General features: G+C 73.1%; 23 protein-coding genes. 10 read left to right on the top strand and 13 right to left on the bottom strand.

Features of this window, described 5'->3' with window-relative positions:
- Nucleotides 1-70: 70 nt before the first annotated feature.
- The 5 genes from P2H44_RS07070 to P2H44_RS07050 all read right to left on the bottom strand — a co-directional run bounded on the left by P2H44_RS07070 (nt 71) and on the right by P2H44_RS07050 (nt 5,153).
- Nucleotides 71-1,141 (bottom strand): branched-chain amino acid ABC transporter permease, encoded by a 1,071-nt coding sequence (locus P2H44_RS07070; protein WP_275762765.1) that lies wholly within the window; start codon nt 1,139-1,141, stop codon nt 71-73.
- A gap of 7 nt (nt 1,142-1,148) precedes the next feature.
- Nucleotides 1,149-2,183: a branched-chain amino acid ABC transporter permease gene (locus P2H44_RS07065; RefSeq protein ID WP_275762764.1), complete on the bottom strand. Its 1,035-nt coding sequence runs from the start codon at nt 2,181-2,183 to the stop codon at nt 1,149-1,151.
- Nucleotides 2,183-2,908: an ABC transporter ATP-binding protein gene (locus tag P2H44_RS07060; RefSeq protein ID WP_275762763.1), complete on the bottom strand. Its 726-nt coding sequence runs from the start codon at nt 2,906-2,908 to the stop codon at nt 2,183-2,185. Before P2H44_RS07060 ends, P2H44_RS07065 begins: the two co-directional genes overlap by 1 nt.
- Nucleotides 2,901-3,665 (bottom strand): ABC transporter ATP-binding protein, encoded by a 765-nt coding sequence (locus tag P2H44_RS07055; protein ID WP_275762761.1) that lies wholly within the window; start codon nt 3,663-3,665, stop codon nt 2,901-2,903. The genes P2H44_RS07060 and P2H44_RS07055 overlap by 8 nt, the downstream gene beginning before the upstream one ends.
- A 309-nt stretch (nt 3,666-3,974) precedes the next feature.
- On the bottom strand, nt 3,975-5,153 hold the full coding sequence (locus P2H44_RS07050) for a substrate-binding domain-containing protein (RefSeq protein WP_275762760.1): 1,179 nt from the start codon (nt 5,151-5,153) through the stop codon (nt 3,975-3,977).
- A 433-nt stretch (nt 5,154-5,586) separates the two neighbouring features.
- Between P2H44_RS07050 and P2H44_RS07045 the strand changes: the two genes are divergently transcribed.
- Together P2H44_RS07045 and P2H44_RS07040 are read left to right on the top strand one after the other, a co-directional pair.
- On the top strand, nt 5,587-6,828 hold the full coding sequence (locus P2H44_RS07045) for an imelysin family protein (protein ID WP_275762894.1): 1,242 nt from the start codon (nt 5,587-5,589) through the stop codon (nt 6,826-6,828).
- Nucleotides 6,829-7,024: 196 nt separating this feature from the next.
- The gene (locus P2H44_RS07040; RefSeq protein ID WP_275762759.1) at nt 7,025-8,095 is read left to right on the top strand and encodes a hypothetical protein; all 1,071 of its coding nucleotides are present in this window, start codon (nt 7,025-7,027) and stop codon (nt 8,093-8,095) included.
- A 43-nt stretch (nt 8,096-8,138) separates the two neighbouring features.
- Here P2H44_RS07040 and P2H44_RS07035 read toward each other — a convergent pair whose 3' ends face one another.
- The gene (locus P2H44_RS07035; protein ID WP_275762758.1) at nt 8,139-9,356 is read right to left on the bottom strand and encodes a porin; all 1,218 of its coding nucleotides are present in this window, start codon (nt 9,354-9,356) and stop codon (nt 8,139-8,141) included.
- Nucleotides 9,357-9,633: 277 nt separating this feature from the next.
- On the opposite strand from P2H44_RS07035, the gene P2H44_RS07030 reads away from it, so the two are divergent.
- The 6 genes from P2H44_RS07030 (at nt 9,634) to P2H44_RS07005 (ending at nt 15,881) form a co-directional block, all read left to right on the top strand.
- Nucleotides 9,634-11,247: a di-heme oxidoreductase family protein gene (locus P2H44_RS07030; RefSeq protein ID WP_275762757.1), complete on the top strand. Its 1,614-nt coding sequence runs from the start codon at nt 9,634-9,636 to the stop codon at nt 11,245-11,247.
- Nucleotides 11,247-12,422, top strand: a complete 1,176-nt coding sequence (locus tag P2H44_RS07025) for an imelysin family protein (protein WP_275762756.1) — start codon at nt 11,247-11,249, stop codon at nt 12,420-12,422. The genes P2H44_RS07030 and P2H44_RS07025 overlap by 1 nt, the downstream gene beginning before the upstream one ends.
- An 11-nt stretch (nt 12,423-12,433) precedes the next feature.
- Nucleotides 12,434-13,489 (top strand): DUF1513 domain-containing protein, encoded by a 1,056-nt coding sequence (locus tag P2H44_RS07020; protein WP_275762755.1) that lies wholly within the window; start codon nt 12,434-12,436, stop codon nt 13,487-13,489.
- Nucleotides 13,490-13,972: 483 nt separating this feature from the next.
- Complete coding sequence (locus tag P2H44_RS07015) at nt 13,973-14,725, top strand: sulfite exporter TauE/SafE family protein (protein WP_275762754.1); 753 nt, start codon at nt 13,973-13,975, stop codon at nt 14,723-14,725.
- Nucleotides 14,722-15,198, top strand: a complete 477-nt coding sequence (locus P2H44_RS07010) for a CAP domain-containing protein (protein WP_275762753.1) — start codon at nt 14,722-14,724, stop codon at nt 15,196-15,198. Before P2H44_RS07015 ends, P2H44_RS07010 begins: the two co-directional genes overlap by 4 nt.
- A 131-nt stretch (nt 15,199-15,329) precedes the next feature.
- A complete protein-coding gene (locus P2H44_RS07005) occupies nt 15,330-15,881 on the top strand; it encodes a 2OG-Fe(II) oxygenase (RefSeq protein WP_275762752.1) in 552 nt (183 codons plus the stop codon).
- A gap of 145 nt (nt 15,882-16,026) precedes the next feature.
- Here the strand turns inward: P2H44_RS07005 and P2H44_RS07000 are convergent, their stop codons facing one another.
- Together P2H44_RS07000 and P2H44_RS06995 are read right to left on the bottom strand one after the other, a co-directional pair.
- On the bottom strand, nt 16,027-17,349 hold the full coding sequence (locus P2H44_RS07000) for an AI-2E family transporter (protein WP_275762751.1): 1,323 nt from the start codon (nt 17,347-17,349) through the stop codon (nt 16,027-16,029).
- Nucleotides 17,350-17,660: 311 nt separating this feature from the next.
- Complete coding sequence (locus P2H44_RS06995; protein ID WP_462976268.1) at nt 17,661-18,032, bottom strand: metalloregulator ArsR/SmtB family transcription factor; 372 nt, start codon at nt 18,030-18,032, stop codon at nt 17,661-17,663.
- Nucleotides 18,033-18,523: 491 nt separating this feature from the next.
- Here P2H44_RS06995 and hemA point away from each other — a divergent pair, with 491 nt between their 5' ends.
- Nucleotides 18,524-19,753, top strand: a complete 1,230-nt coding sequence (gene hemA / locus P2H44_RS06990) for a 5-aminolevulinate synthase (RefSeq protein ID WP_275762750.1) — start codon at nt 18,524-18,526, stop codon at nt 19,751-19,753.
- Between the two features lie 207 nt (nt 19,754-19,960).
- A complete protein-coding gene (locus P2H44_RS06985; RefSeq protein ID WP_462976264.1) occupies nt 19,961-20,389 on the top strand; it encodes a c-type cytochrome in 429 nt (142 codons plus the stop codon).
- Nucleotides 20,390-20,522: 133 nt separating this feature from the next.
- Here the strand turns inward: P2H44_RS06985 and P2H44_RS06980 are convergent, their stop codons facing one another.
- From P2H44_RS06980 to lepB, 5 genes are read right to left on the bottom strand one after another with little or no spacing between them, the layout of a single operon-like run.
- Nucleotides 20,523-21,032: a hypothetical protein gene (locus P2H44_RS06980; protein WP_275762749.1), complete on the bottom strand. Its 510-nt coding sequence runs from the start codon at nt 21,030-21,032 to the stop codon at nt 20,523-20,525.
- Between the two features lie 21 nt (nt 21,033-21,053).
- Nucleotides 21,054-21,380, bottom strand: coding sequence for a DUF1491 family protein (locus P2H44_RS06975; protein WP_275762748.1), 327 nt, complete (start codon nt 21,378-21,380; stop codon nt 21,054-21,056).
- Nucleotides 21,381-21,385: 5 nt separating this feature from the next.
- Nucleotides 21,386-22,396, bottom strand: coding sequence for a GTPase Era (gene era, locus P2H44_RS06970; protein WP_275762747.1), 1,011 nt, complete (start codon nt 22,394-22,396; stop codon nt 21,386-21,388).
- Nucleotides 22,393-23,088, bottom strand: coding sequence for a ribonuclease III (gene rnc / locus P2H44_RS06965; protein ID WP_462976263.1), 696 nt, complete (start codon nt 23,086-23,088; stop codon nt 22,393-22,395). Before rnc ends, era begins: the two co-directional genes overlap by 4 nt.
- Before the next feature lie 40 nt (nt 23,089-23,128).
- Nucleotides 23,129-23,914, bottom strand: a complete 786-nt coding sequence (gene lepB, locus P2H44_RS06960) for a signal peptidase I (protein WP_275762746.1) — start codon at nt 23,912-23,914, stop codon at nt 23,129-23,131.
- Between the last annotated feature and the right edge of the window lie 182 nt (nt 23,915-24,096).

Here is a 24,096-nt window from a genome sequence, read left to right as displayed (position 1 = left end):
AGGGGGAGCGCGCCGCCGGCCTGCGTCTTCTGCGCCGGAATCCTCTAAGGCTTGGTTACGGGGCCGCGGCTCAGGCCCCCGTCCGCCGCCCCTGCCGCAGACGCCCCACCACGCCCGAGGGGAAGAAGTAGATCGAGGCGATGAACAAGAGCCCCAGCCACAGCAGCCAGCGGTCGGGGTTCAGCAGGTCGGGGACCAGCGGCAGGGCCTCGGTCGCCTCGGCCGCGCCCTTCATCAGCGCCTGCAGGTAGTTCTGCGCCAGCACCAGCAGCGTCGCCCCGATGGCCGCGCCGTAGAGCGTGCCCATCCCCCCGATCACCACCATCAGCAGCACGTCGATCATGATCTCGAAGCCCATCGCCGTGCCGGGGCCGACGTAGCGCAGCCAGATCGCGAACAGCGACCCCGCCAGCGCCGCGCAGGCGGCCGAGAGGCAGGTGGCGAGCGTGCGGAAAGCCACCACCTGGTAGCCGATCGCCTCCGCGCGGAAGTCGTTCTCCCGGATCGCCTGCAGCACCCGGCCGAAGGGGGAGTTCACCACCCGCAGGAGCACCAGGAAGATCGCCAGGCTGCCGCCGAAAACCAGGTAGTAGTTCAACAGCTTGCCGTTCAGGCTGACGCCCAGCAGCTTGCCGTCGGCGAACTTGAAGGCGGGCGTCAGCTCCCGCGGGATCGAGAAGCTGAGGCCGTCCTCGCCCCCGGTGATCGAGCTCAGCTGGCTGACCAGCACCGCCACCGCCGAGGCGACCGCGAGCGTGATCATCGCGAAGAAGATCGCCCGGACCCGCAACGAGAACAGCCCGATCACCAGCGCCACCGCCGCCGCCAGCAGCGCGCCCGCGACGGCGCCCACGACCACGGGCAGGAAGCCGCGCTCCATGTTCTCGCAGGCCAGCGCCACGCCGTAGGCGCCCATGCCGAAGAACATCGTGTGGGCGAAGCTGACGATGCCCGCGTAGCCCAGCATCAGGTCGTAGCTCGCCGCCAGCGCGATGAAGACCGAGATGCGGGCCGCCGTCTCCAGGCTGCGCGTGCCCGGGAACAGGAACGGCGCGAAGGCGAGGCAGAGGAAGATGACCAGCAGCACCAGCGACAGCGCGCGGGAGCGGGGCATGTCCCCCGAGAGGATCCGGGTCAGCATCACGCCCTCACTTCGCCTTGACCACGGGGGTCATCCCCTGCGGCCGCCACATCAGGATCGCGGCCATCAGCCCGATGTTCGAGATCAGCGCCGCCTTGGGCGCCAGGAACGCCACGTAGTTCTGCAGGAGCCCCACCATCAGGGCGGCGATGAAGCAGCCCTCGACCGAGCCGAGCCCCCCGATGATGATCACGATGAACACGAGGATCATCGTCTCCTGCCCCATGTGGGCGGTGATCACCTGCTCGTAGAGGCCCCACATCACGCCTCCGAGCCCGGCGAGCGCGGAGCCCGCGATGAAGACGCCGATGAACACCCGCTCGATCCGGTAACCCAGCGCCTGCACCATCTCGCCGTTCTCGACGCCCGCGCGCACGATCAGGCCGATGCGGGTGCGCTTCAGGGTCAGGCGCAGGGCGAGGAAGACGATCAGGCCCAGCGCGACGGCGACGAGCCGGTATTTCTCCAGCGCCGCGCCCGCGAAGGTGATCGCGCCCTGGAAGGCGGCGGGACGCTCGATGAAGATCTCGACGGGGCCCCAGAGGACGTAGATCAGCTGCTCGACCACGATCAGCCCGCCCATGGTCACCAGGATCTGCTTGAGGTGGGCGCCGTAGACGGGACGCACGATGACCCGCTCGAACGCGTAGCCCATCACGCCCGTCGCCAGCATCGCGCAGGCCACCGCCAGCAGGATCGCGAAGCCGTTCAGCCAGATCGAGGCCTCGGCCGTCATCCCCGGCATCAGCATCAGCGCGGTGACGCCGACGAAGGCGCCGACGGAGACGAACGCGCCGTGGCCGAAGTTGATGACGTCCATCAGGCCGAACACGAGGGTCATGCCGGCGGCCATGGTGAAGATCATCATGCCCATGGCGAGGCCGGAGACGGTCAGCGTCAGCCAGGAGGAGTTCTGGTCGATCGCCAGCCACCCCAGCGCCGCCAGCGCCAGCAGCAGCAGCACCGGCGCGTGGGGCGACAGGCGGTCGCCGAGCGAGACCTTGGAGAAGGTCGGCCGGTGTTCGGGCGCGAGCTCGGTCATCAATGGCCCCCTTCCATGCTGAGACCCATCAGCTTCTCCTGCAGGGCGGCGTCGGCGGCGAGCGTGGCCATCGCGCCGGTCCACACGATCCTGCCGTCGTCCATCACCGCCACGTGGTCGCCGAGCGCGCGGGCCATCGAGAAATTCTGCTCCACCAGCAGGATCGTGGCGCCGGCGGCCTTCAGGTCCTTCAGCGCCTTCACCAGCGTTCCCACGATCGCCGGCGCCAGCCCCTTGGACGGCTCGTCGATCAGGTAGAGGCGGCGCTCCTCGCACACCGCCCGGGCGACCGAAAGCATCTGCTTCTGCCCGCCCGAGAGATTGCCCGCCGGCAGCTTCCAGAAGGTCTTCAGCGGCGGGAAGACCGAGAAGATCCAGTCGAGCCGCGCGCGGTCCAGCGGGCCCGAGACGGCGGCGAGCACCATGTTCTCCTCGACCGTCAGGTCGGAGAAGACGCCCATGTTCTCGGGCACCAGCGCCACGCCCGCGCGGGCGATCACCGGGGTGGGCAGGGCGGCGATGTCCCGCCCCTCCAGCAGGATGCGCCCCTGCCGCGCCCGCCACAGGCCCATGATGGTGCGCAGCGTGGTGGTCTTGCCGGCGCCGTTGCGGCCCAGCAGCATGGTCACCTCGCCGGCGGGGACCTCGAAGTCGACGCCTTGGAGGATGTGGTACTGCTCGATGTCGGTGTAGACGCCCTCGAGGCGCAGCAGGGCCTCAGACATCGGCGATCTCCTTGCCGAGATACGCCTCCTGCACGACGGCCGAGGCCATGACCTCCGCCGGCTCCCCGTCCGCGGCGAGCGCGCCGTTGTGCAGGACGATGATGCGGTCGGCGAGCGTGCGGATCACGTCCATCTTGTGCTCGACCAGCAGGATGGCGTGGCCGCCTTCCGCCTTCAGGTCGGCGATCAGGTCGAGCACCACCGGCGCCTCGTCCATCGACATGCCGGCGGTGGGCTCGTCGAACATGTAGACCCGGGGCTGGAGGGCGATCAGCAGCGCCACCTCCAGCTTGCGCTGGTCGCCGTGCGACAGCGCCGAGACGGTCTGGTCGGCGAGCCGGGTCAGCCGCACCCGCTCCAGCGCATGATCCGCGGCCTCGATCAGCTCGGCATGGCGGGAGGCCATCGAGAACAGGTCGAACCCCTTGCGCGCCTTGGACTGGGCGACCAGCCGCACGTTCTCGCGCACCGTGAGGGAGGGGAACAGGTTGGTCAGCTGGAAGGCCCGCCCGAGGCCGAGGTGCGTGCGCGTCGAGGCGGAGGCGCGGGTGACGTCCCGCCCCTCCAGCAGCACCTGGCCCTCGGTCGCGGGAAGCTGGCCGGAGATCAGGTTGAAATAGGTGGTCTTGCCGGCGCCGTTGGGGCCGACGATGGCGGTCAGCTCGCCGGCGCCGAAGGCGCAGGAGACGTGGTCCACCGCCACGTGCCCGCCGAAGCGGATCGTCAGGTCCTTCGTCTCGAGGACGGGATCGGTCACGGCAAGCTCCGACGTGAGAGGTCTGCGAGGGATCGGCCCGCCCCGGAGCGCGACGCCGGAGGCCGGGTGGCGGCGGTCCCGCCGGGGCGGGCGGGGCGGCGGGATCGCCTCCGCCCCGCGGCGGCGGCGACTCCGGCGAGCGGTCCCCGCCAGCTTGGGCGTCCCGCATCGGAGGCCGGGGACGGAGGCTCGTCGCGCCCCCTCCCCGCGCCTCGGCCCCGCGGACGTCGCCCGGGGGCGGGCCGCGGGAGGCCCCGGGTCAGGCCCGGGGCGCCCGTGGGGCGGCCGGCGCGAGAAAGCGCCGGGGCCTCAGTTGCGGATCGGGATGTCCATGTCCTCGATCTTGAGCTCCTTCACGAGCTCGGGGATCGCCCATTCGACGTTCGGGTCCACCTTGATCTTGAAGTGGTACATGGACTGCAGCGCCTGGTGATCCTCCTTGCGGAAGGTCATCGTGCCCTTGGGCGTCTCCCAGCTCATGCCTTCCATGGCCGCGATCAGGTCCTCGGTGTCCGTGCCGCCGGCCTTCTTGATCGCCTCGACCACCGCGAGCCCCGCGGCCATGCCGCCGGCGGTGAAGAAGTCGGGCGGGCTCCCGAAGCGGGACTGATGCTCGCTCACCAGCCAGTCGTTGATCGGGTTCTTGGGGATCTCGTAGTAGTAATACGTCGCCCCCTCCATGCCCGGGAACTCCTTGTAGGCGGGCATGGCGGCCAGGATGTTGCCGCCCGTGGCGATCTCGATCCCGAAGCGGGAGGGGTCCATGGCGTTGACCTTGGACATCGGGTTGCCGCCGCCGGCCCAGATCACGAACAGCTTCTTCTCGCCGTCCAGATCCTTCATCGCGTTGAAGATCCGCTCGGCCGCCGCGGTGAAGTCGGTGGTGTCGGTGGGCACGTATTCCTCGTGCACCAGCTCCGCCCCGGTGTTCGCCAGCGCCTCCTTGAACGCCGCCACCCCGTCGCGGCCGAAGGCGTAGTCCTGGGCGAGGGTGGCGATCTTGGTCCCCTCCTTGCCCAGCGCCACAGCGTTCGAGATCGCGTCCTGCGAGCTGTTGCGCCCGGTTCGGAAGATGAAGCGGTTCCAGTTCTCGCCGGTGATCGAGTCCGCCACCGCCGGCTCGACGATCAGGATCTTCTCGTATTCCTGCGCGACCGGCAGCATCGCCAGCGCCACGCCCGAGGACACGGGCCCGACCGCGATGTCCACCTCGTCGTCGCCATAGGCCTCGGCCAGCAGGGCCTTGCCCTGGTCGGGCTTGAGCTGGGTGTCCTTCTCGATCACGACGATCTTCTCGCCGTCGATCTCCATGGTGCCGCCGGTGGCGTATTCCAGCCCCATCATCAGCCCGGTGTGGGACTGCTTGGCATAGGCCTCCAGCGGGCCGGTCTTGCCGTAGACATGGGCGATCTTGATCTCGGCCGAGGCGGTCCCGGCGGCGAGCGCCGCAAGGGATGCGGCCGCCGCGAGGCGGGCGATGAGCTTCATGGTCGAATTCCTCCCTGAACGCGCGGGGCCGGCGAAACCCTCCCGTGCCGGCCTCCGACGCGCGAAATTGCGCTGTGGAAAGGACGCTAGGGGGCGCGCGACGCGGTCGTCAAGTTGCCGCAGGCCGGGCGCCGCCACGGAATTGACCGCCGATCAGCAATTTTATGTCGCGGGCGTTTCGGCTCGTGAACTCGCCCTGAACAGGCGCGGGGCGCCGAGGGCCGCTGCGGCAGGCCTCGCGCCGGCTCCGGCAATCCGAGTTTTTTCATCGGGGAATCGCGTCGCCCCCTTTTCCTGAGCGTTTCGCTCGGCTAATCAGCGGGGAGAGCCCATCCCCGACCGCCCCCCGGTCCCCGCTTGCAGGAGGCGCCTCATGTCCGCCCGTCGCAGCCCGTCCGCCCGCCCCGTCCGCTCCCGTCTCGCCGCGCTGGCGATGGCCGCCGCGCCGCTCGCGCTGCTGGCCGCCGCCCCCGCCCAGGCGATGGAGAAGACCGAGGTGCTGGCGACCTACGCCGACCTCGCCCGCGCCGGCTACGAGGACAGCCTCGCCAACGCCAAACGCCTCCAGGCCGCGGTCCAGGCGCTGGTCGAGGGCGCCTCGGCCGAGACGCTCGCCGCCGCGAAGGCCGCCTGGCTGCAGGCCCGCGTGCCCTACCAGCAGACCGAGGCGTTCCGCTTCGGCAACCCGGTCGTCGACGACTGGGAGGGCAAGGTGAACGCCTGGCCGCTGGACGAGGGGCTGATCGACTACGTCGAGGGCGGCGGCGCCACGGACGAGAACCCCTATGCCGGCGTCAACGTCGTCGCCAACCCGCGCTTCCAGCTGGGCGGCGCCGAGATCGACGCCACGACCATCACGCCCGAGCTGCTGGCCGAGACCCTGCACGAGGCCGACGGCATCGAGGCGAACGTGGCCACCGGCTACCACGCCATCGAGTTCCTGCTGTGGGGCCAGGACCTGAACGGAACCGACCACGGCGCCGGCGCGCGCCCGTGGACCGACTACGCCCAGGGCGAGGACTGCACCGGCGGGAACTGCGACCGCCGCGCCGCGTACCTGAGCGCCGCGACCGCGCTGCTGGTCTCCGACCTCGAATACATCGTCGGCGCCTGGGGCGACGCGGGCGAGGCGCGCCAGGCCCTGATGGCCGACCCCGACGCCGGCGTCACCGCCATCCTGACCGGCATGGGCAGCCTCTCCTACGGCGAGCAGGCGGGCGAGCGCATGAAGCTGGGCCTGATGCTCAACGACCCGGAGGAGGAGCACGACTGCTTCTCCGACAACACCCACAACTCGCACTTCTACGACGGCATCGGCGTGCGCAACGTCTACACCGGCCGCTACGTGCGGGTGGACGGCTCGATCGTCGAGGGGCCCTCGGTCTCCGACCTGGTGGCCGAGACCGACCCCGAGACCGACGCCGCGGTGCGCGAGGCGCTGGACCGCTCGGTCCAGGCGCTGGGCGAGATCAAGATCGCGGCCGAGGGCGGCTTCTCCTACGACCAGATGCTCGCCCGCGGCTCGAAGGCGGGCGAGGCGCTGATCCTGGGCGCCGTCGACGCCCTGGTCGAGCAGACCCGCGCCGTCGAGCGTGCGGTGGCCGCGCTGGAGCTCCAGCCCATCGCCTTCGAGGGCTCCGACAGCCTCGACAACCCCACCGCCGTCTTCCAGTGACGTCACGCCTTGCGAAAGGCGAAATGATATAACATAACAAAATCCGCCCGGGCCGCGCGCCCGGGCCGCCAGCCGGGACGTCCTCTCCACCACGGGAGGACGCGTCGCGGCCAGCCAGGTCGTTCCGCATCCGCGGGGCGGCCTTTTTTTTCTCGCCCGCGTCCTCCCCGCGGGCGGTCCTTCGAGGAGTCCGAGAATGATCCCGACCCAGTCGCGGGCGCGCGGCGCCGTCCTGTCCGGCGCCGCCGCCCTGGCCGCCACGCTCGCCGCCGCCCCCGCCGCCGCCCAGGTCGCCCCCCGCCTGGAGTGGGAAGCGCTGGGCGAGCTGCAGATGGACGCCACCGTCGCCTCGACCGACGACGCGGCCGAGCTGACCGACGTCTACACCACGCTCGAAGGCGGCGCGGTCCTGCACCTGACCGACTGGGCGCGCCTCGCCGGCCACGTCACCTTCGAGCCGGTGCTCGACCCCACGAACGACCGCTTCTTCGGGGACGAGGGCCTGTATCTCGACGAGCTGTTCGTGGAGGTCGACGCGCTCGGCGCCAGCTTCCGGGGCGGCAAGATCCATCCCGACTTCGGCTTCGCCTGGGACCTCGCGCCCGGCATCTACGGAACCGACTTCGCCGAGGACTACGAGGTCGCCGAGCAGATCGGCTTCGGCGCCTCCGTGCCGCTGGCGGGCTTCCCGGGCGGGGAGGCGGTGCTGACCGGCTCGCTGTTCTTCGCCGACACCACCGTCCTGTCCGAGAGCCTGATCACGAACCGCGGCCGCACGCGCCTGTCCGACGGCGGCGCCGGCAACACCGAGAGCCTGGAGAGCTTCGCGGTCGCCCTGACCGGCGGCGCGGGCGAGGGAACCTCCTGGTCGCTGGGCCTGCGCCGGCTGGCGGCCGGGCGGGGCGATCCGAACGACGAGTGGGGCTTCGTCGCCGGCGTCCTGCATGAGGCGCCGCTGACAGATGAGATCACCGGCGTGCTGACGGGCGAGGGCGCGTTCTTCTCCAACGCCGGCGGCGGCGTGGACGACGCGCGCTACCTGACCGTGGGCGGCGGCCTGGTCCGGGGCGACTGGGGCGTGTCCCTGACCTACGCGCTGCGCGACGTCGACCGCGCGCCTGTCGACCACCTCGGCACGGTCAGCGTCGACTATGCGCTGAGCGAGGCGGCCTCCGTCTCCGCCGCCTACCGGCTGGGCCGCGAGGGGGGAGAGACCTCCCACACCATCGGCCTGCTGCTGACCACCGAGTTCGGCGGCGAGATCTGATCGCGGCGCCCTCCGGCGTGGGCGCCCTGCGCGCCCGCGCCCCTCAGAACCGCCAGCGCGCCCCGGCGAAGAGGGCGTGGCCGTCCTCGTAGTCGGCCGAACTGTCGGCGTAGCGGAAGGCCCGCCAGGTCCCCCACAGCTCGACCCGCGCGGCGTCGATCTTCTGCACCACCGCCAGCCCGACCGAGCGGCTGGACGACGAGGCGATCCCCGCCGCCAGGTCGAGCACCGGATCCCGCGCCGCGTAGAGGTCGACCGAGAAGGCCGTCTCCCCCCAAGGCGCCAGCTTCGGGCGCCGCACCCCCAGCTTGGCGTAGAGGATGCGGGAGCTGGTGTCGTCCTCCGCCCCCGCCGCGAGCGTCAGGTTCAGCCCCGTCGGCACGTGCAGGACCGAGCCCGACCCCGCCAGGATCTGCGTGCCGCCGACCTGCCCGTGGTAGCCGCCCCCCGCGCTCAGCCAGTAATGGCCCTGCTTGCGCTCGAACCGCAGGGCGAGGTCGAGCAGCGCCTTCTCCCGCTCCGCCGCCGAGTCGCTCAGCAGGTTGTGCCCGTAGGAGACCGAGGCCGTGATCGCCTTCGCGATCGGCGGCGTGTCGTATCGCAGCCGCGCCCGCCGGGCGCCGTCGAAGCTTGCGAAGGCGTCGGTCACGCGGATCCCGCTCAGGCCCCCGCCGCCGGCGGGCGAGAGCCGCAGGAACTGCCCCGCGGCCGAGGCGCCGATGCTGGAATAGGCCGCAACCGAGGTCTCGGAGAAGTCGATCTCGGTGATCCCGTCGCTCGCCATCGAGCCCTGGCCCAGGCTCAGCTTGCCCAGCACGGGGCGGGAGACGGCGAGCTCCAGCTTGCGGATGTTGTTGCGGCTCAGCTCGAAATCGTCGCGCGAGGGCCGCGGTTCGCTCTGCGAGGCGCGGTCGGACGAATAGGGCGAATAGCCCGCCTCGAAGACCCCCTCCCAAGTCGTGCGCTCGCCGGCGCGCAGGTAGTTCAGCCCGATGCGCGAGGGCGAATTGGCGTTGTCGATCAGCGCATAACCGCGCTGCGAGCGGCCGTCGTCGTAATACAGAAGCCCCCGGTTGATCTGCCCGTAGAGACGCAGCACGCCCCCGTCGGGCAGCCGCACGGCGGTGCGCGGCAGGCCGTCGGCGGCGTCCTCGGCCAGCGCCGGCGCCGCGGGCAGCGCCTGGGCCGCGAGCAGCGTCAGCAGGGCGAGCAGGCGCCGCGCGGCGCGGGGCGGGCGAGGTCGGGCAGGGGGCGTCGTCATGGGCACCGGCGGCGGCGTCGGGCGAAAGGGGCAGGGTCAACCTAGCCGCAAAGGCGCGCCCCGTCCCCCCTGCGGCCATGCCCGCCCCCGGCCTGTGGCCCTCCGGCCGCGCCTGCGCGCTTGGCTGCGATCCCCCGGCCACGCCTGCGCGCGCGCGACCGCCCCCCCCCCCGCGCCCCCCGCCGTGCCCAAGCGCGCGGCTGTGACCGGCCGACGCCTTGCGGCCCCCGTTCAATTCCGACCATACCGCTCGGGAAGTCGCCGGAGCCGAGTCGACATGACCTTCACCCCCCCCGCCGCCCTCGACCGTTCCTCCCGCTGCATCCCCCTGCTGGCGCTGGCGCTCGTCGCCGCCCTGCCGGGCGCGGCGCAGGCGGGGCCCCCGCCCGGGGCCGCGGGGCTGAGCGCGGCGGAGCTGCAGGACCCCGCCCTCCCCGTGATCCCCCGCACCGCGGAGGAGGCCGCCAAGGTCCGCGCCGTGACCGCGCCCCCCACGGACTTCTCCGCCGCCGAGCCGTTCGAGGCGATGCCCGCCGGCGCCGCCACCTCCCGCAAGCACGTGAACCGGGACGCCTTCTCCCAGTCCTCCGCCAACATGCCCTTCGCGCGGGAGCTGGACTTCAAGCTGGGCAACGGGCTGTTCCGCAAGCTCTGGGTCTCCTCGCCCTCCTCGACCAAGGCCTCCGACGGGCTGGGGCCCTACTACAACTCCCGCTCCTGCCAGCGCTGCCACCTCAAGGACGGCCGCGGCCACATCCCCGCGCCCGAGGGCACGGACGCCGAGGGCGTGGCCAACACGATCTTCCTGCGCGTCTCGGTCCCCGCCGCGCCCGAGGATCTGCCCGCGGGGCTGCGCGCCATCGAGGGCTACATCGCGACCCTCCCCGACCCGACCTACGGCGAGCAGCTGCAGGACTTCGCCCTCCCCGGCATGACGCCCGAGTACCGGCTGGGCGTGGACTGGAGCTACGAGACCGTCGCCCTCTCCGGCGGCGAGACGGCCGAGCTGCGCCGCCCGACCTGGACCGCCGAGGACCTGGGCCACGGCCCGCTGGCCGAGGGGGCGATGCTCTCGCCCCGCATCGCGCCGCAGATGATCGGGCTGGGCCTGCTCGAGGCGATCTCGGCCGAGGACATCCTGGCCAACGCCGACCCCGAGGACGCGGACGGCGACGGGATCTCGGGCCGGGCGAACGTGGTCTGGTCCGACCGCCACCAGCGCCCGCTGCTGGGCCGCTTCGGCCTGAAGGCCGGCAAGCCCACGGTCGAGGAGCAGTCGGCCGCCGCCTTCGCCGGCGACATCGGCATCTCCACCCCGCTTCACCCCGACGGCTGGGGCGAATGCACGCCCGCCCAGACCGAGTGCCGCGACGCCCCCCATGGCGGCGACCCCGAGCGAGACGGGCTGGAGGCGGACGCCGAGGCGATGCGCCTGGTGACCTTCTACGCCCGCAACCTCGCCGTGCCCGTCCGCCGCGACTGGGACGACCCCCAGGTGCTGGCCGGCAAGCGGGTGTTCCACGAGGCCGGCTGCGCCGCCTGCCACACGCCCAAGTTCGTCACCCAGCGGCTCGAGGACCGGCCCGAGCAGTCGTTCCAGCTGATCTGGCCCTACACCGACCTGCTGTTGCACGACATGGGCGAGGGCCTCGCCGACCACCGCCCCGAGGCGCGCGCCGACGGCGCCGAATGGCGCACCCCGCCGCTGTGGGGCGTGGGCCTGACGCAGACCGTCAGCGGCCATACCGAGTTCCTCCACGACGGGCGCGCGCGCGACCTGCTGGAGGCCGTGCTGTGGCACGGGGGCGAGGCGCAGCCCGCCCGCGACCGCGTGGTCGAGATGCCCCCCGCGGACCGCGCCGCCCTGATCCGTTTCCTGGAGTCCCTGTGATGTCCGACGACCCCCGCCGCGACCGCCCCCAAGGCGCCGGGAGCGCCGAGACCCCGCAGGCCGCCGCCCCCACAGAGGCCCCCACAGAGGCCCCCGGCGACGCGCCGCGCCGCCTGCGCGGGCCGGGCCGTCGGGGCTTCATGGCGCTGGGGGCGGCGATGGTCGCCGCGCCCTTCATCGCCTCCTCGAAGACCTCCGCCGCCACCTCGACCGAGGTGCTGGCAAAGATCACCGACGCCGCCCTCTCCGGCCAGGTGATCCCCGGCCACCGCGGCTTCGCGACCGCCGCCCAGGCGCTCGCCGAAGCCGCCGCGGGCTGCGCCGAGCGCAAGGTGCTCCGCGCCGCCTTCCATCGCGCCTTCGACGAGTGGATGGGCGTCTCCCACCTGCGCTTCGGCCCGGCCGAGGCGGAGGGGCGGGCGCTGGCCATCGAGTTCTGGCCCGACCCCCGCGGCTTCGTGCGCCGCTCGGTCGACGGGCTGCTGGCGCAGGAGGATCCGGCCGTCGACGACGCGGACGCCTTCCGCGAGGTCTCGGTCGCTGGCCGCGGGCTGATGGCCGCCGAGCGTCTGCTGTTCGACGCCGACGCCCCGGACGTCAGCGTGAAGGGCTACCCCTGCCGCCTGCTCGCCGCCGTGACCGCCGATCTCGCCCGCACCGCGCAGGAGCTGCGCCGCGACTGGGAGGAGAGCCACGCCCCCGACATGCGCAAGGCCGCGACCGGGGACGGCGCGATCTACCGCTCGGTCGAGGAGCCGCCCCGCGCTCTCTACACCGCCCTGATGGGCGGCGCGCGGATGACCGCCGAGAAGCGCCTGGGCGAGCCGCTCGGCAGCTACGACCGCCCCTGGCCGACGAAGGCCGAGGCCTGGCGCTCGGGCCGCAGCCTGCGCAACGTGGAGCTGTCGCTCCAGGCGCTGACGAAGCTCGCGGACTGCTTCGCCCCGGCGCTCGCCAAGGAGGCCCAGCGCGAGCAGCGCGCCGCCTGGGACCGGGCGCTGGAGGTGGCGCGCCGCGCGCCCGCCCCGCTCGACCGGGCGGTGACCGACCCCAACACCCGCTTCGCCGTCGAGTCGGTGCAGAGCGCCATCGACACGGCGCGCGAGCGGTTCGAGCATCTGGCCGGGCCCGCCATCGGCATCTCGCCCGGCTTCAACGCGCTGGACGGCGACTGAGGGAGGCGGAGATGGACGGAAGCATCCTCACGCAGACGCAGGCCCCGGGCTGGGACGCGGCCGGCGCGCCCTGCCACCTCGGCGCCGCGCGGCTGCCCTCGGGCGACTTCGTGCTGGTGGGACTGGACGCGGAGGGGGGCGAGGTCTTCCGCCTGCCGCTCCCCGACCGCGGCCACGCCGCCGCCGTGCACCCCACCGCCCCCCTCGCCGTCGGCTTCGCCCGCCGCCCGGGCACCTTCGGCGTGGTGGTCGACTGCCTCGACGGGCGCGAGATCGCCCGGCTGGAGACGCCCGACGGCGTGCATTTCATGGGCCACGGCTGCATCTCCGCCGACGGCCATCTGCTCTACACCCCCGAGAACGACTACGAGCGCGAGCGGGGGATCCTGGGCGTCTGGGACGTGCGCGACTGGCGGCGGATCGGGGAGATGCCCTCGGGCGGCCTCGGCCCCCACGACGTGATCGAGATGGCGGACGGCGTGCTGGCGGTGGCCAACGGCGGCATCTTCACCCATCCGGCGATGGAGCGGCAGAAGCTCAACCTCGCCTCGATGCGCCCCAACCTCGCCTATCTGTGCCCCCGCGGCGAGGTGCTGGAGGCGCTGGAGCCGCCCGAGCGCCAGGCCTCGCTGCGCCATATCGCGATGCGCGCCGACGGCACGATCGCGGCCGCCATGCAGTGGGAGGGCGAGGCCGCCCGCGCCCCCGCCGTGCTGGCGCTGCACCGGCGCGGAGAGCCTGCGCTGCGGCTGCTCGAGGCGCCGGCCGAGGCGCAGGCGCGGCTGAAGGGCTACGGCGGCTCGGTCGCCTTCTCGGGCGACGGGCGGCTGGTCGCGGCGACCTCGCCGCGGGGCGGGGTCGCGCATCTCTTCGACGCCGACACCGGCGCCTTCGTGGCCGAGATCGACCAGCCCGACGTCTGCGGCGCGGCGCCGGCGGGGGCGGGGCTGCTGCTCTCGGACGGGATGGGCTGGCTGCGCTGGATCGGCGAGGACGGGCGCGAGCTGCGCCGCCGCGAGACCCCGGGGCTGGCCTGGGACAACCACCTGGTCCGCGTCGCGGGCTGAGGCCGCGCCGGGCGTCGCGCCGGCCGCCGACCCCGCCGCCCGCGCGGGCCGGGGCCCGCCCCCGGCCGCAGGCGGCCGGCGGTCTCCGCCGGGGCGGAGACCCGGGCGGCTGCGCGCCCGTCCCCCGGCGTCGGCGCGGGTGGCGGGCGTCGCAGGGGCGCTCCGGGCGGGCCCGGGTCGGCCCCGGGCGCCGGGCGCGGGCCGCGGGCGCCGGGCGTGCGCCGCGGCCGCGGCTCCGATCCTGCGCCATCCCGCCGTCGGCGCCGCCCGCGCGCCGGAGAGCCTGCGGGCTGCGGTCCCCGTCGCGGGAGGGAGGCCGGGGCGGGGGCAGGGCGCAGGGCGCAGGGGCTTCCGCCTCTCCCCCGGTCTCGCGCGCCCCGCGGCGGCGGCGGGGCTGGACAGCCCGGCGGAGGGCGCGCATGACGGCCGGGGCAGGGCGGCGCGCGGGATCGACGCTGCGCGGCGAGGGGCCGAGGGGGCCGGATGACGCTTTCCTACACCACGGGCGAACTGGCGGTGATCGCCTTCGCGATGCTCTTCGCCGGCTTCGTGAAGGGCGCCACGGGCTTGGGCTATTCCACCTCCTGCCTGCCGATCCTGGCGCTGTCGCTGGGGCTGAAGGCGAGCCTGCCGCTGGTGCTCGCGCCCTCGCTCGCCTCCAACGTCACGGTGATGCTGGGGGCGGGGCCGGTGGCGCCCGCGATCCGGCGCTTCTGGCCGATGCTGGCGACGGCCCCGCTGGGCGTGCTCGCCGGCGCGGCGCTGCTGGGGCGGGTCGACGGCGACGTGGCCGGCGCGGCGCTGGGCGGCGCGCTGGTCGCCTGGTGCGCCTTCGCCTTCGCCACCCCCCACTGGCGCCTGCGCCCGCGGCTCGAGCGGCCGCTCGCCCCGGGCGTCGGTCTCGTCACCGGCGTCATCAACGGCCTGACCGGCAGCCAGGTGCTGCCGATCACCCCGTTCCTGATGTCGCTGGAGATGGAGCGGGGCGTGTTCCTGCACACGCTCAACCTCTCCTTCACCCTCTCGACCCTCGCCATGGGCGCGGCGCTGACCCGGCTGGGGATCATGACGGTCGAGACGGCGGCGATCTCGCTCTGCGGCATCGTTCTGTCGGTCACCGGCGTGCGCGCCGGCGCGGCCCTGCGCCGGCGCCTGCCCGAGCGGCTGTTCCGCACCGGCGTGCTGGCGGTGCTGACGCTGGCCGGCGCCGCCCTGATCCTGCGCGGCCTGTCGTGAGGGCCGCGGCGCTCGCCGCCGCGCTGGCGCTGGCGCTCCCGGCCGCGCCCGCCGCCGCCCTCGACTGCCCCCCGACGCCCGCCGCGGCCGAGGCCCTGCGGACGGACTTCGCCGTCGCCCTCGACCGCCTCCGCGGCGGCGAGGACCTCGCCCCCGTCCCCCGCGCCCCCCGGATCGAGGCGGCGGCGCAGGACTGGGCCGGGCGGCTCGCCGCCATGGAGCGCCTCTCTCACCGGGACGCCGAGGGGCGGGGCGTGGGCGACCGGCTGACCGCCGCCGGCGTCGCCTGGCGCTTCGCGGCCGAGAACCTGGCCGCGGGCGATCTCCCCGACGCCGCCGCGCTGCTGGCGCTGTGGGTCGAGAGCCCCGCCCACCGCCGCAACCTCCTCGCGCCCGAGGCCGCGCGCCACGGGCTGGGGGCGGCCTGCGACGGGCGAGGGCGGCCGGTCTTCGCCCTGATGCTGGCGGGCTGAGGCGCCGCGCCCCGCCTCGTCATGCGCTGTTCCCGACCCGCCGCCTGTCGCGAACGGGCGAGACGGCGGCCCCCGGAACGCCCATGGACCGCGGACGCGCCGCGTCCCGGCGCCCGGACGGTCCCATCTTCATGCTGCATCCCCACCCGCTTCCCGCGCTGTTCTCGCCCGAGGACTGCGCGCGGATCATCGAGCTCGCCGAAGCCGCCTCGCTGGCCGAGGCTCGTCTGGTCGGCGGCCGCCGCCAGTCCGAGATCCGCCGCGCCCGCATCGCCTGGATCGACGACGCGCCGGACACGGAGTGGATCTCCGCCCGTCTCGCCCGCGCCTTCGCCGAGGCCAACCGCGCCGCCTTCGACTTCGAGATCGAGGCCTTCGAGGAGCGCGCCCAGGTCGCCCTCTACGACGGGTCCGAGCAGGGGGGCTTCGACTGGCACTCCGACGTGGGCGACGGGCCGCTGGCCCGGCGGCGCAAGCTGACGGTGGTGGTGCAGCTCTCCGAGCCCGACGACTACGAGGGGGGCGAGCTGGAGATCAACGGCGACGGCCGCCCCCGCACGGCCGGGCGCGCGCGGGGCGACGCGATCGCCTTCCCCGCCTTCGCCCTGCACCGCGTCGCCCCCGTCACCCGCGGCCGCCGCTGGTCGCTGACGCTCTGGGCGCACGGGCCGAGCTTCCGCTGAAGGCGTCGCGCGGCGCCGCCTGAAGCGGCTGCGCGCAGGCGCTCCGTCGGGGGGGCGAACGGCCGAAGGCCGCGACCGCGCGCGCGATGCGAGGCGTTCATCCGACCTCGCCGCCCGCAGGCCGCGGGCCTGCGCGGCCGTCGCCTCAGCCGGTTTCGGAGCGGGGCGCGGGCGGGCTCTCGCCCGCGTCCGCGTCGTCGTCGGTCCCGCCCGCGGGCTCCTGCGGCGCGGGACCCGCGGCGGAGGGGGCGGGCGCGTGCTCGGCGCCCGCGCGGTGCAGCGAGGGGCCGGCGTCCGTGACGGCGCGCGGGGCGGCGGCGGCGGTCACCGCGACGGAGGCGGGGATCACCACCTCGCGCCGGGTGACCTCGCCGGTCTCGGGGTCCACGTGCAGCTCGCGGTCGGGGGCCATCCACTCGGGGCGGGGCACCTCGCCGGTTTTCGACAGCAGGATCGCGATGGGGCGCGTGGTCTCGAACTTGGCGAAGATCATCACCATCACGACCATGATCGGCACGGCCAGGAACATGCCCGTCGCGCCCCAGATCGCCCCCCAGGCGACCAGCGAGATCAGGATCACGAAGGTCGACAGGTTCAGCTGGTCACCCATCATCCGCGGCACCACCACGTTGCCGGCGATGAACTGGATCACGCCCAGCGCGAGGCACAGCAGCATCACCGTCCCCGGATCGCCCGTGGTCAGGATGCCGAAGGCCGCCGGCACCGCCACCCCCAGCAGCGAGCCGATGGTGGGAATGTAGTTCAGCGCGAAGGCCACGAAGCCCCACAGCGCCGCGCCCTTGATCTCCAGCGCCCAGCAGGTCGCCCAGGTCAGCACGCCCACGCCCGCGCTGACCAGCGTCATCAGCCACAGGTAGCGCCCGGTCTCGTGCCCGATCTCGTCCAGGATCCCCTGCAGGCGCGCGAGGTTGGTCTGGTCGTTCACCAGGTTGCGCAGCTTGCGCTGGAAGAAGCGGTCGTCGGTCAGCAGGAACACGGTGTAGAGGAAGATCAGCGAGGCGTCCGACACCGCCGAGCGCGCCATGTCCAGCATCGCCGTCAGCCCGCCCTCGCCCGCGAAGCGCTCGAACAGCGCCTCCTTGGTCAGGTGGTCGCTCAGGCCCTGGCCGTTCAGCCAGTACCAGGCGCGCAGGAACAGCGGGTTGCCGTAGAGGGTCAGGTCCTCGGTCAGGCTCGACAGCGACAGCACCACGCCCTGCACCGCGATCAGCAGCGCGCCGAACAGCAGCGTCACGGCGATCACCCGCACCACCCCGCGCGAGGCGCGCCCCAGGAAGCGGTTGCGCATCATCGCCGAGGTCAGGCCGTTGATCAGGAACCAGGCCAGCAGCGACAGCGCCACCGGCGCCGCGTATTCGGAGGTGGCCGCCAGCGTCCACGCGCACAGCACCACGAAGGCGAGCGCGAAGAACGGGCCGGAGGCGAGGGTCTGTCCTATGCGGAACATCGGGCGCGGCTCGGATCAGGCGGCGCGGACGGGCGCGCGGCGGGGCGGGACGACGCCGCCGCGGGGGCGACGACGACGACGACGGGTTGCGCCGCCCATGCGGCGGCGATGAAGTCTCGCGCGCCGCCCGTGCGGGGGCGGCGACGAAAGGGTGCGCGCCGCCCGTGCGGGGGCGCGCGGCATCGGCGATCCGCCCCGCGCCGCGGCGAACGCGGGCGCGGACGGGCGCAGGGCGCGGGCCCGCGCCGGCGAAGACCGTCGCGCGCGGCGGCGGTCGGGGAAAGCGCGCGCCGGCCGGGCCGGCGACGCCCTCAGATCTTGGAAGCGCTTGCCGGGGAAGCCTGGTCTTCGTCGCAGAAGATGTCGTGCAGCACCTGCAGCAGGCGGGCGGCGCGGTCGTCGGCGATCCGGTAGAAGATGATCTTGCCTTCGCGCCGGTTGTCGACCAGCCCCTCGAGACGCAGCCGCGCGAGCTGCTGGGACACGGCCGACTGCCGGGCGGAGAGCAGACGTTCGAGCTCGGTGACGGACTTCTCGCCCTCGATCAGGGCGCAAAGAATGCGCAGCCGCCCTTCATGGGCGAGCGCCTTCAGGAACGCGGTCGCTTCTTCGGCCTGAGCCTCCATGCCGTCGAGGCTCGCGGCCGCGTCGTCCGCGGGTCGGCTGTCGAGAGCGGTCGTCATCGTCACTCACTGCATCTGCCTGCACCGGAGGGCCGGCGAGCAGGCGTTCAAAACGGTTACTCGAAAGGCGACCACATGAACAGAGACGGGTCGACGCATCAAGCAACTTTCGTGTGTAGATATGCAGGTGGAACACGGCGGGATGAGGGCGAGGGAGCGGCGACGGGGGGATTTTCGGCCCGCGAGCGCCGTTTATCGCCCGTTCAGACGCGAAAATCGGCCTCTCGCGACCGGTTTTGCTCTGGAACGATCCGCCCGGCCGCGGCGCCGCAGCCGCAGCTCCTGCGCCGCCGGGCCTGCCGCAACGTGAACGCATTCACCTTGCAGCATCCAAATGCCGCGCCTTTTGAGGGAGACGCGCGGCCCCGGCTTGTGGCAAACGGGTCGCCCCGATGAGGATCGCTGAACGTACGCGCGCGCTTCAGGTCGGGCGAGCGGCCCCGTCACGCGGCCCCCGCCAGGAACCGTCTCGCGCAACGGAGGACCGGCGGATGGATTACGAGGGCTTTTTCCGCGCCCAGCTCGACGACCTTCGCGCGGAGGGCAACTATCGCGTCTTCGCGAACCTCGAGCGGCACGTGGGCGACTTTCCGCGCGCCACGCGCCGGCGCGAGGGCGAGGGCGTGAACGACGACCGCCACCAGGTGACGGTCTGGTGCTCGAACGACTATCTGGGCATGGGCCAGCACCCCACGGTGCGCGCGGCCATGGTCGAGGCGATCGAGACCTGCGGCGCCGGCGCCGGCGGCACCCGCAACATCTCGGGCACCAACGTGCATCACGTCGAGCTGGAGCGCGAGCTCGCCGACCTGCACGGCAAGGACGCGGCGCTGATCTTCACCTCGGGCTACGTCTCGAACTGGGCGACGCTGGGCACGCTGGGCGCGCGGCTTCCGGGCTGCGTGATCGTCTCGGACGCGCTCAACCACGCCTCGATGATCGAGGGGATGCGGCATTCCAAGGCCGAGCGGAAGATCTGGAAGCACAACGACGTCGAGGACCTGGCCCGCAAGCTCGCCGAGATCGAGCCGGGCCGCCCCAAGGTCGTGGCCTTCGAGAGCGTCTATTCGATGGACGGCGACATCGCCCCCATCAAGGAGATCTGCGACGTCGCCGACCAGTACGGCGCGATGACCTATCTCGACGAGGTCCACGCGGTGGGCCTCTACGGTCCACGCGGCGGGGGCGTCGCCGAGCGCGAGGGCCTGATGGATCGGATCACGATCATCGAGGGCACGCTGGGCAAGGCCTTCGGGGTGATGGGCGGCTACATCGCGGGCTCGGAGGCGATGTGCGACTGGGTGCGCAGCTTCGCCTCGGGCTTCATCTTCACCACGGCGCTGCCGCCGGCGGTGGCGGCGGGGGCCTGCGCCTCGATCCGGCATCTGAAGGCCTCGGACGCCGAGCGGCTGGCGCAGCGCAAGAACGTCGCGCACCTGCGCGCGAGATTGGACCAATTGGGCATACCGCACATGCCCAACCCGTCGCACATTGTGCCGGTCATGGTGAAGGACCCGGTGAAGTGCAAGATGATCTCGGACATCCTCCTGGAGGACTACGGGATCTACGTCCAGCCGATCAACTACCCGACGGTGCCCAAGGGGACGGAGCGGCTGCGCTTCACGCCCTCGCCCCTGCACACGGAGACGGAGATCGAGAAGCTGGCCCAGGCGCTGCACGCGCTGTGGAGCCGCTGCGCGCTGGCCCGGGCGGCCGCCTGAGGCCGGCCGCCGCCTCGCCCTCAGGGGGGCGGCGGCGTGGCGCAGGCTGCGGAAGATCCATGACGGGGCGGCGTCCGTAGACGTTCGCGACAGACGAGAACGCCCGGCGCGGGGGGCCGCGCCGGGGGCGTCGATCCGCGTGCGGCGGGCGGCGCCACGGGAGGCGCGGCGAGGATCGCCGTCGCAGCACAGCCAGGGAGCCAAGGCATGAAACGGATTGCGAAGCTCGCAGCCATCGGGACGGTCTTCGGGATGATGGGCGCGGGGACGGCCCTGCCGGCGCTGGCCGGCGACGCCGCGGCGGGGGAGAAGCTCTTCGCCCGCTGCAAGGCCTGCCACGAGGTCTCGAACGGCGACGAGGTGATCCAGAAGGGCGGCAAGACCGGTCCGAACCTCTACGGCGTGATCGGGCGCAAGGCGGGCTCGGTGGACGGGTTCCGCTACGGGGCCGACCTGGTGGCGGCGGGCGAGAAGGGCCTGACCTGGACCGAGGAGGAGCTGGCGGCCTACGTGGCCGACCCGCGCGCCTTCCTGCAGGCCTACCTCGACGACACGTCGGCCAAGTCCTCGATGTCGTTCAAGCTGCGCAAGGGCGGCGAGGACGTGGCGGCCTACCTGGCCTCGGTCGCCCAGTAAGCGGCGGGCGTGCGGGGGCGTGTCGGACCTCGGCGCCCTGCGGGCGCCGTCGGCCCGCCCGCCCCCGGCTGACGCCGGGATCCCCCGCCGCCCCCCGGCGCCGTCGCGCCCCGCGCGCCCCTTCGGGCGCGCGCTACGGCCGCCCGCAGCCTTCCCGACGCCAGGCGTTCGCCTCGCGGTCGCGGCAGTAGCCGGCCGCGTGCATCGCGTCTTCCAGCGCGAAGATCGGGGCGAGGGTCGCGTCGGGTCCGGGGCGGCAGGTCAGCGAGGCGACGAGCGTCTCCCCTTTCAGCACGTCGACGCCGCCTTCGAGGGCCGGGTCCTCGGTCAGGCGGTCGAGGGCGTGCCAGGCCTCGTAGACATAGGCGCCGTTGCGGAAGGCCACGCTCTCCCAGATCGCGCGTCCGACGCCGTTCCAGGGCGTGACCGTGCCGGCGGAGAAGGGTTCCTCCAGGGTCAGCTCCGGCGCGTCGGCGGGGCCGAAGGCGTAGCGGAAGCGCTCGGCGTCCGCGTCGATGCAGACCTCGAGGCGCCGCTCGGCGTCGATCGCGCAGGAGAGGAAGGTCTCGCCCGCGCAATCCGCCGCCGCGGCGGCGGGGACGGCGAGCAGGGCGGCCAGAAGCTCGGGGCGGAGCGGGCGCATGGCGGGGCCTCCGGCGGCGGCCTATTCCAGGCCGGGTTCGTCGAGCAGGGTGCGGCCCTGGGCGTCTTCCAGCTCGATCACCCACAGGTCGGGATCGTAGCCGCGCTGGCGCGCGATGGCGGCGTCGACCTCGGCCTCCGGCCCCTCGGCCAGCACCATCCAGGCGCGTCCCTCGAGGGTCATCCGCCGCTCGTAGACCGTGGCCAGCCCGTCGAGGGTCGCCACCTTCACCAGCACCGCCCCCGCGGTCGCGTCGCCGCGGTGGGTGATGTAGCAGGGGATCATCGCCATCTCGAGCCGATGGCGGTAGGCCTGCACCCAGAAGCCGGAGGCGAGGCGGGCTTCCATGGCGCTCAGCGCCCCTTCCGGCCGTCGAAGTCGAGGCCCATCTGGTCGTAGCGCTCGCGCTCGTTCTCCCAGTCGGGGCGCACCTTCACCTCGAGGAAGAGATGCACGTCATGGCCGAGGAAGGCGCGCATGTCGGCGCGCGCGGCCGAGCCCACGCCCTTGATCGTCTCGCCCTTCTTGCCCAGCACGATGCCGCGGTGGCCTTCGCGCGCGACATAGATGATCTGGCGGATCACGGTGGAGCCGTCCTTGCGGTCCTCCCAGCTCTCGGTCTCGACGGTGAGCTGGTAGGGAAGCTCCTGGTGGAGGCGCTGGGTCAGCTTCTCGCGGGTGAACTCGGCCGCGATGACGCGCATGGGCAGGTCGGCGATCTGGTCCTCGGGGTAGTGCCAGGGACCCACCGGGACCTGCTCGGCGAGCCAGCGCTTGAGGTCGGCGCAGCCCTTGCCGTTCTCGGCCGAGATCATGAAGGTGCGCGCGAAGTCGCGACGCTCGTTCAGCGCCTTGGCGAGCGTCAGCAGCGCCTCGGGCTTCACCCGGTCGATCTTGTTGATCAGCAGCGCCACGGGGGCCTTGGGGGCGCGGTCGTCGAGGGTCTTGAGGATCTCCTCCACCCCCTCGGTGATCCCGCGATGCGCCTCGACCAGCAGGCAGATCACGTCGGCGTCGTCGGCGCCGGTCCAGGCGGCGGCGACCATGGCGCGGTCGAGCCGGCGGCGGGGGCGGAACAGGCCGGGCGTGTCGATGAAGACGATCTGGCTCGCGCCCTCCAGCGCCACGCCGCGGATGCGCGCGCGCGTGGTCTGCACCTTGTGGGTGACGATCGAGACCTTGGCGCCGACCATGCGGTTGAGCAGCGTCGACTTGCCGGCGTTGGGCTCGCCGATCAGGGCGACGAAGCCGCAGCGGTCGGGGCCGGCGGGGGCGTCCTCGGCCCGCTCGGCCTCGGCGTCGGTTTCGGCGGCGGCCGCGGGGTCGGGCTCTTCGGCCTCGGGCGTCTCGGGATCGGGGATCATGTGCGGGTTTCCAGAATGGCCAGCAGGGCCTTGGCGGCCTCCTGCTGGGCGGCGCGCTTCGAGGCGGCGGCGCCTTCGGCCTCGACGCCGTCGGCCATGCGGGCCGCGATGGTGAACAGGGGCGCGTGGTCCGGGCCCGAGCGGCCGCGTTCCACGTAGGTCGGGGGGGCGAGGCCGCGGGCCTGGGCCCACTCCTGCACCGCGGTCTTGGCGTCGGCGCGGGTGCGCTCGGCCCGGCGGATGCGGTCGCCCCAGGCGGTCAGGATGGCGGCGCGGGCGTCGTCCATGCCGTTGTCGAGATAAATGGCCGCGATCACCGCCTCCATCGCGTCGCCCAGCACCGCGGGGCGACGCCGGCCGCCGGCCAGCGTCTCCGAGCGGCCGAGGCGCAGCATGGCGCCCAGGTTCAGGGTCTCGGCCACCTCGGCGCAGGTCTCCTTGCGCACCAGGGCGTTGAAGCGGGGGGCGAGTTGCCCCTCGGGCGCGTCGGGGAAGGCCTCGAACACGGCCTGGGAGATCACCAGCCCCAGCACCCGGTCGCCCAGGAACTCCAGCCGCTGGTTGTCGGGCCGCGCGGAGGAGGAGGCGGAGGGGTGGGTCAGCGCCTCCTCGAGCGTCACCGAGGCGTGCACCGTCACCCCCAGCGCGGCCGAGAGCTCGGCGGCATGGCGCGAGAGGTCGCGGCGGCTCACCGGGCCGCCTCGGCGGTCCGGGTCACGGTCCGCCCCTCGATCAGTGGATCGAGACGAAGAAACGGTCGGCGCGCCAGTTCCACACCTCCCAGAATTCGCCGCCGAAGCTGAGCGCGATCAGGTCGGCGCGGCCCACCAGGTTCTCGAAGGGCACCATGCCCACCGACTGGCGGCTGTCGTTGGAGTTGTCGCGGTTGTCGCCCATGAAGAAGTAGTGGCCTTCGGGGACCTTGAACTCGCGGGTGTTGTCGGTCAGCGGCGAGGTGTTGTCGTCGGCGTTGAGCACGATGTGCTCCCGCCCGCCCGGCAGCGTCTCGATGAAGCGCTCCTTGAGGCACATCATCTCCCCGTCGATGCGGGGGTAAGACTTGCACTGCAGGGAGTGGCCGCGGATCACCGGCTCGAGGAACTCGCCGTCGGGGCGCTGGGGGGCGGCCTCGCCGTTGATGTAGAGGATGCCTTCCTTCACCTGGATCGTGTCGCCCGGCAGGCCGATCAGGCGCTTCACGTAATCCTCGGTCGAGCGGGGATGCTTGAACACGATCACGTCGCCCCGCTCGGGCTGGGAGGCGAAGACGCGGCCCGAGAAGGGGGCGAGGCCGAAGGGGAAGGAATGGGCGGAGTAGCCGTAGGCGTACTTGGACACGAACAGGAAATCGCCGATCAGCAGCGTCGACTTCATCGAGCCCGAGGGGATCCAGAACGGTTGGAACAGCAGCGACCGGAACACGCCCGCGATCAGCAGCGCGTAGACGACGGTCTTCACCAGTTCCCAGAGGCCGTCCTTCTTCTGCGCCTTCGCCATGCGCTTCGTCCTGCCCGTCATGCCGTCGATGTCCGTTCGAATGGCGCCGCCCGTCCGCGGCCGCCGGGGGGCGGCCTCGGGCAGCGCGGGGTGGTTGTCGCCGTGACATAGGGCCAAGTCAAGGCGACGAAAGGGGCCGTGGCGCGGATGGCGAGGGGGGGCCTCCGAGGCGGGGCTCGTCGGCTGGCCGCTGCGCGGGGGCG

This window comes from Albimonas marina, from assembly GCF_029223255.1.
Lineage (GTDB): Bacteria > Pseudomonadota > Alphaproteobacteria > Rhodobacterales > Rhodobacteraceae > Albimonas.
The sequence above is the reverse complement of the archived record's forward strand: the minus strand, read 5'-3'. Positions and strand labels throughout refer to the sequence as shown.

What these genes read in the sequence shown, in the direction of transcription:
- P2H44_RS07070 (WP_275762765.1), bottom strand. Translation starts at nt 1,141, where the DNA reads ATGCTGACCCGGATCCTCTCGGGGGACATGCCCCGCTCCCGCGCGCTG.
- P2H44_RS07065 (WP_275762764.1), bottom strand. Translation starts at nt 2,183, where the DNA reads ATGACCGAGCTCGCGCCCGAACACCGGCCGACCTTCTCCAAGGTCTCG.
- P2H44_RS07060 (WP_275762763.1), bottom strand. Translation starts at nt 2,908, where the DNA reads ATGTCTGAGGCCCTGCTGCGCCTCGAGGGCGTCTACACCGACATCGAG.
- P2H44_RS07050 (WP_275762760.1), bottom strand. Translation starts at nt 5,153, where the DNA reads ATGAAGCTCATCGCCCGCCTCGCGGCGGCCGCATCCCTTGCGGCGCTC.
- P2H44_RS07045 (WP_275762894.1), top strand. Translation starts at nt 5,587, where the DNA reads ATGGCCGCCGCGCCGCTCGCGCTGCTGGCCGCCGCCCCCGCCCAGGCG.
- P2H44_RS07040 (WP_275762759.1), top strand. Translation starts at nt 7,025, where the DNA reads ATGATCCCGACCCAGTCGCGGGCGCGCGGCGCCGTCCTGTCCGGCGCC.
- P2H44_RS07035 (WP_275762758.1), bottom strand. Translation starts at nt 9,356, where the DNA reads ATGACGACGCCCCCTGCCCGACCTCGCCCGCCCCGCGCCGCGCGGCGC.
- P2H44_RS07030 (WP_275762757.1), top strand. Translation starts at nt 9,634, where the DNA reads ATGACCTTCACCCCCCCCGCCGCCCTCGACCGTTCCTCCCGCTGCATC.
- P2H44_RS07025 (WP_275762756.1), top strand. Translation starts at nt 11,247, where the DNA reads ATGTCCGACGACCCCCGCCGCGACCGCCCCCAAGGCGCCGGGAGCGCC.
- P2H44_RS07020 (WP_275762755.1), top strand. Translation starts at nt 12,434, where the DNA reads ATGGACGGAAGCATCCTCACGCAGACGCAGGCCCCGGGCTGGGACGCG.
- P2H44_RS07015 (WP_275762754.1), top strand. Translation starts at nt 13,973, where the DNA reads ATGACGCTTTCCTACACCACGGGCGAACTGGCGGTGATCGCCTTCGCG.
- P2H44_RS07005 (WP_275762752.1), top strand. Translation starts at nt 15,330, where the DNA reads ATGCTGCATCCCCACCCGCTTCCCGCGCTGTTCTCGCCCGAGGACTGC.
- P2H44_RS07000 (WP_275762751.1), bottom strand. Translation starts at nt 17,349, where the DNA reads ATGTTCCGCATAGGACAGACCCTCGCCTCCGGCCCGTTCTTCGCGCTC.
- P2H44_RS06995 (WP_462976268.1), bottom strand. Translation starts at nt 18,032, where the DNA reads ATGACGACCGCTCTCGACAGCCGACCCGCGGACGACGCGGCCGCGAGC.
- hemA (WP_275762750.1), top strand. Translation starts at nt 18,524, where the DNA reads ATGGATTACGAGGGCTTTTTCCGCGCCCAGCTCGACGACCTTCGCGCG.
- P2H44_RS06985 (WP_462976264.1), top strand. Translation starts at nt 19,961, where the DNA reads ATGAAACGGATTGCGAAGCTCGCAGCCATCGGGACGGTCTTCGGGATG.
- P2H44_RS06980 (WP_275762749.1), bottom strand. Translation starts at nt 21,032, where the DNA reads ATGCGCCCGCTCCGCCCCGAGCTTCTGGCCGCCCTGCTCGCCGTCCCC.
- P2H44_RS06975 (WP_275762748.1), bottom strand. Translation starts at nt 21,380, where the DNA reads ATGGAAGCCCGCCTCGCCTCCGGCTTCTGGGTGCAGGCCTACCGCCAT.
- era (WP_275762747.1), bottom strand. Translation starts at nt 22,396, where the DNA reads ATGATCCCCGATCCCGAGACGCCCGAGGCCGAAGAGCCCGACCCCGCG.
- lepB (WP_275762746.1), bottom strand. Translation starts at nt 23,914, where the DNA reads ATGACGGGCAGGACGAAGCGCATGGCGAAGGCGCAGAAGAAGGACGGC.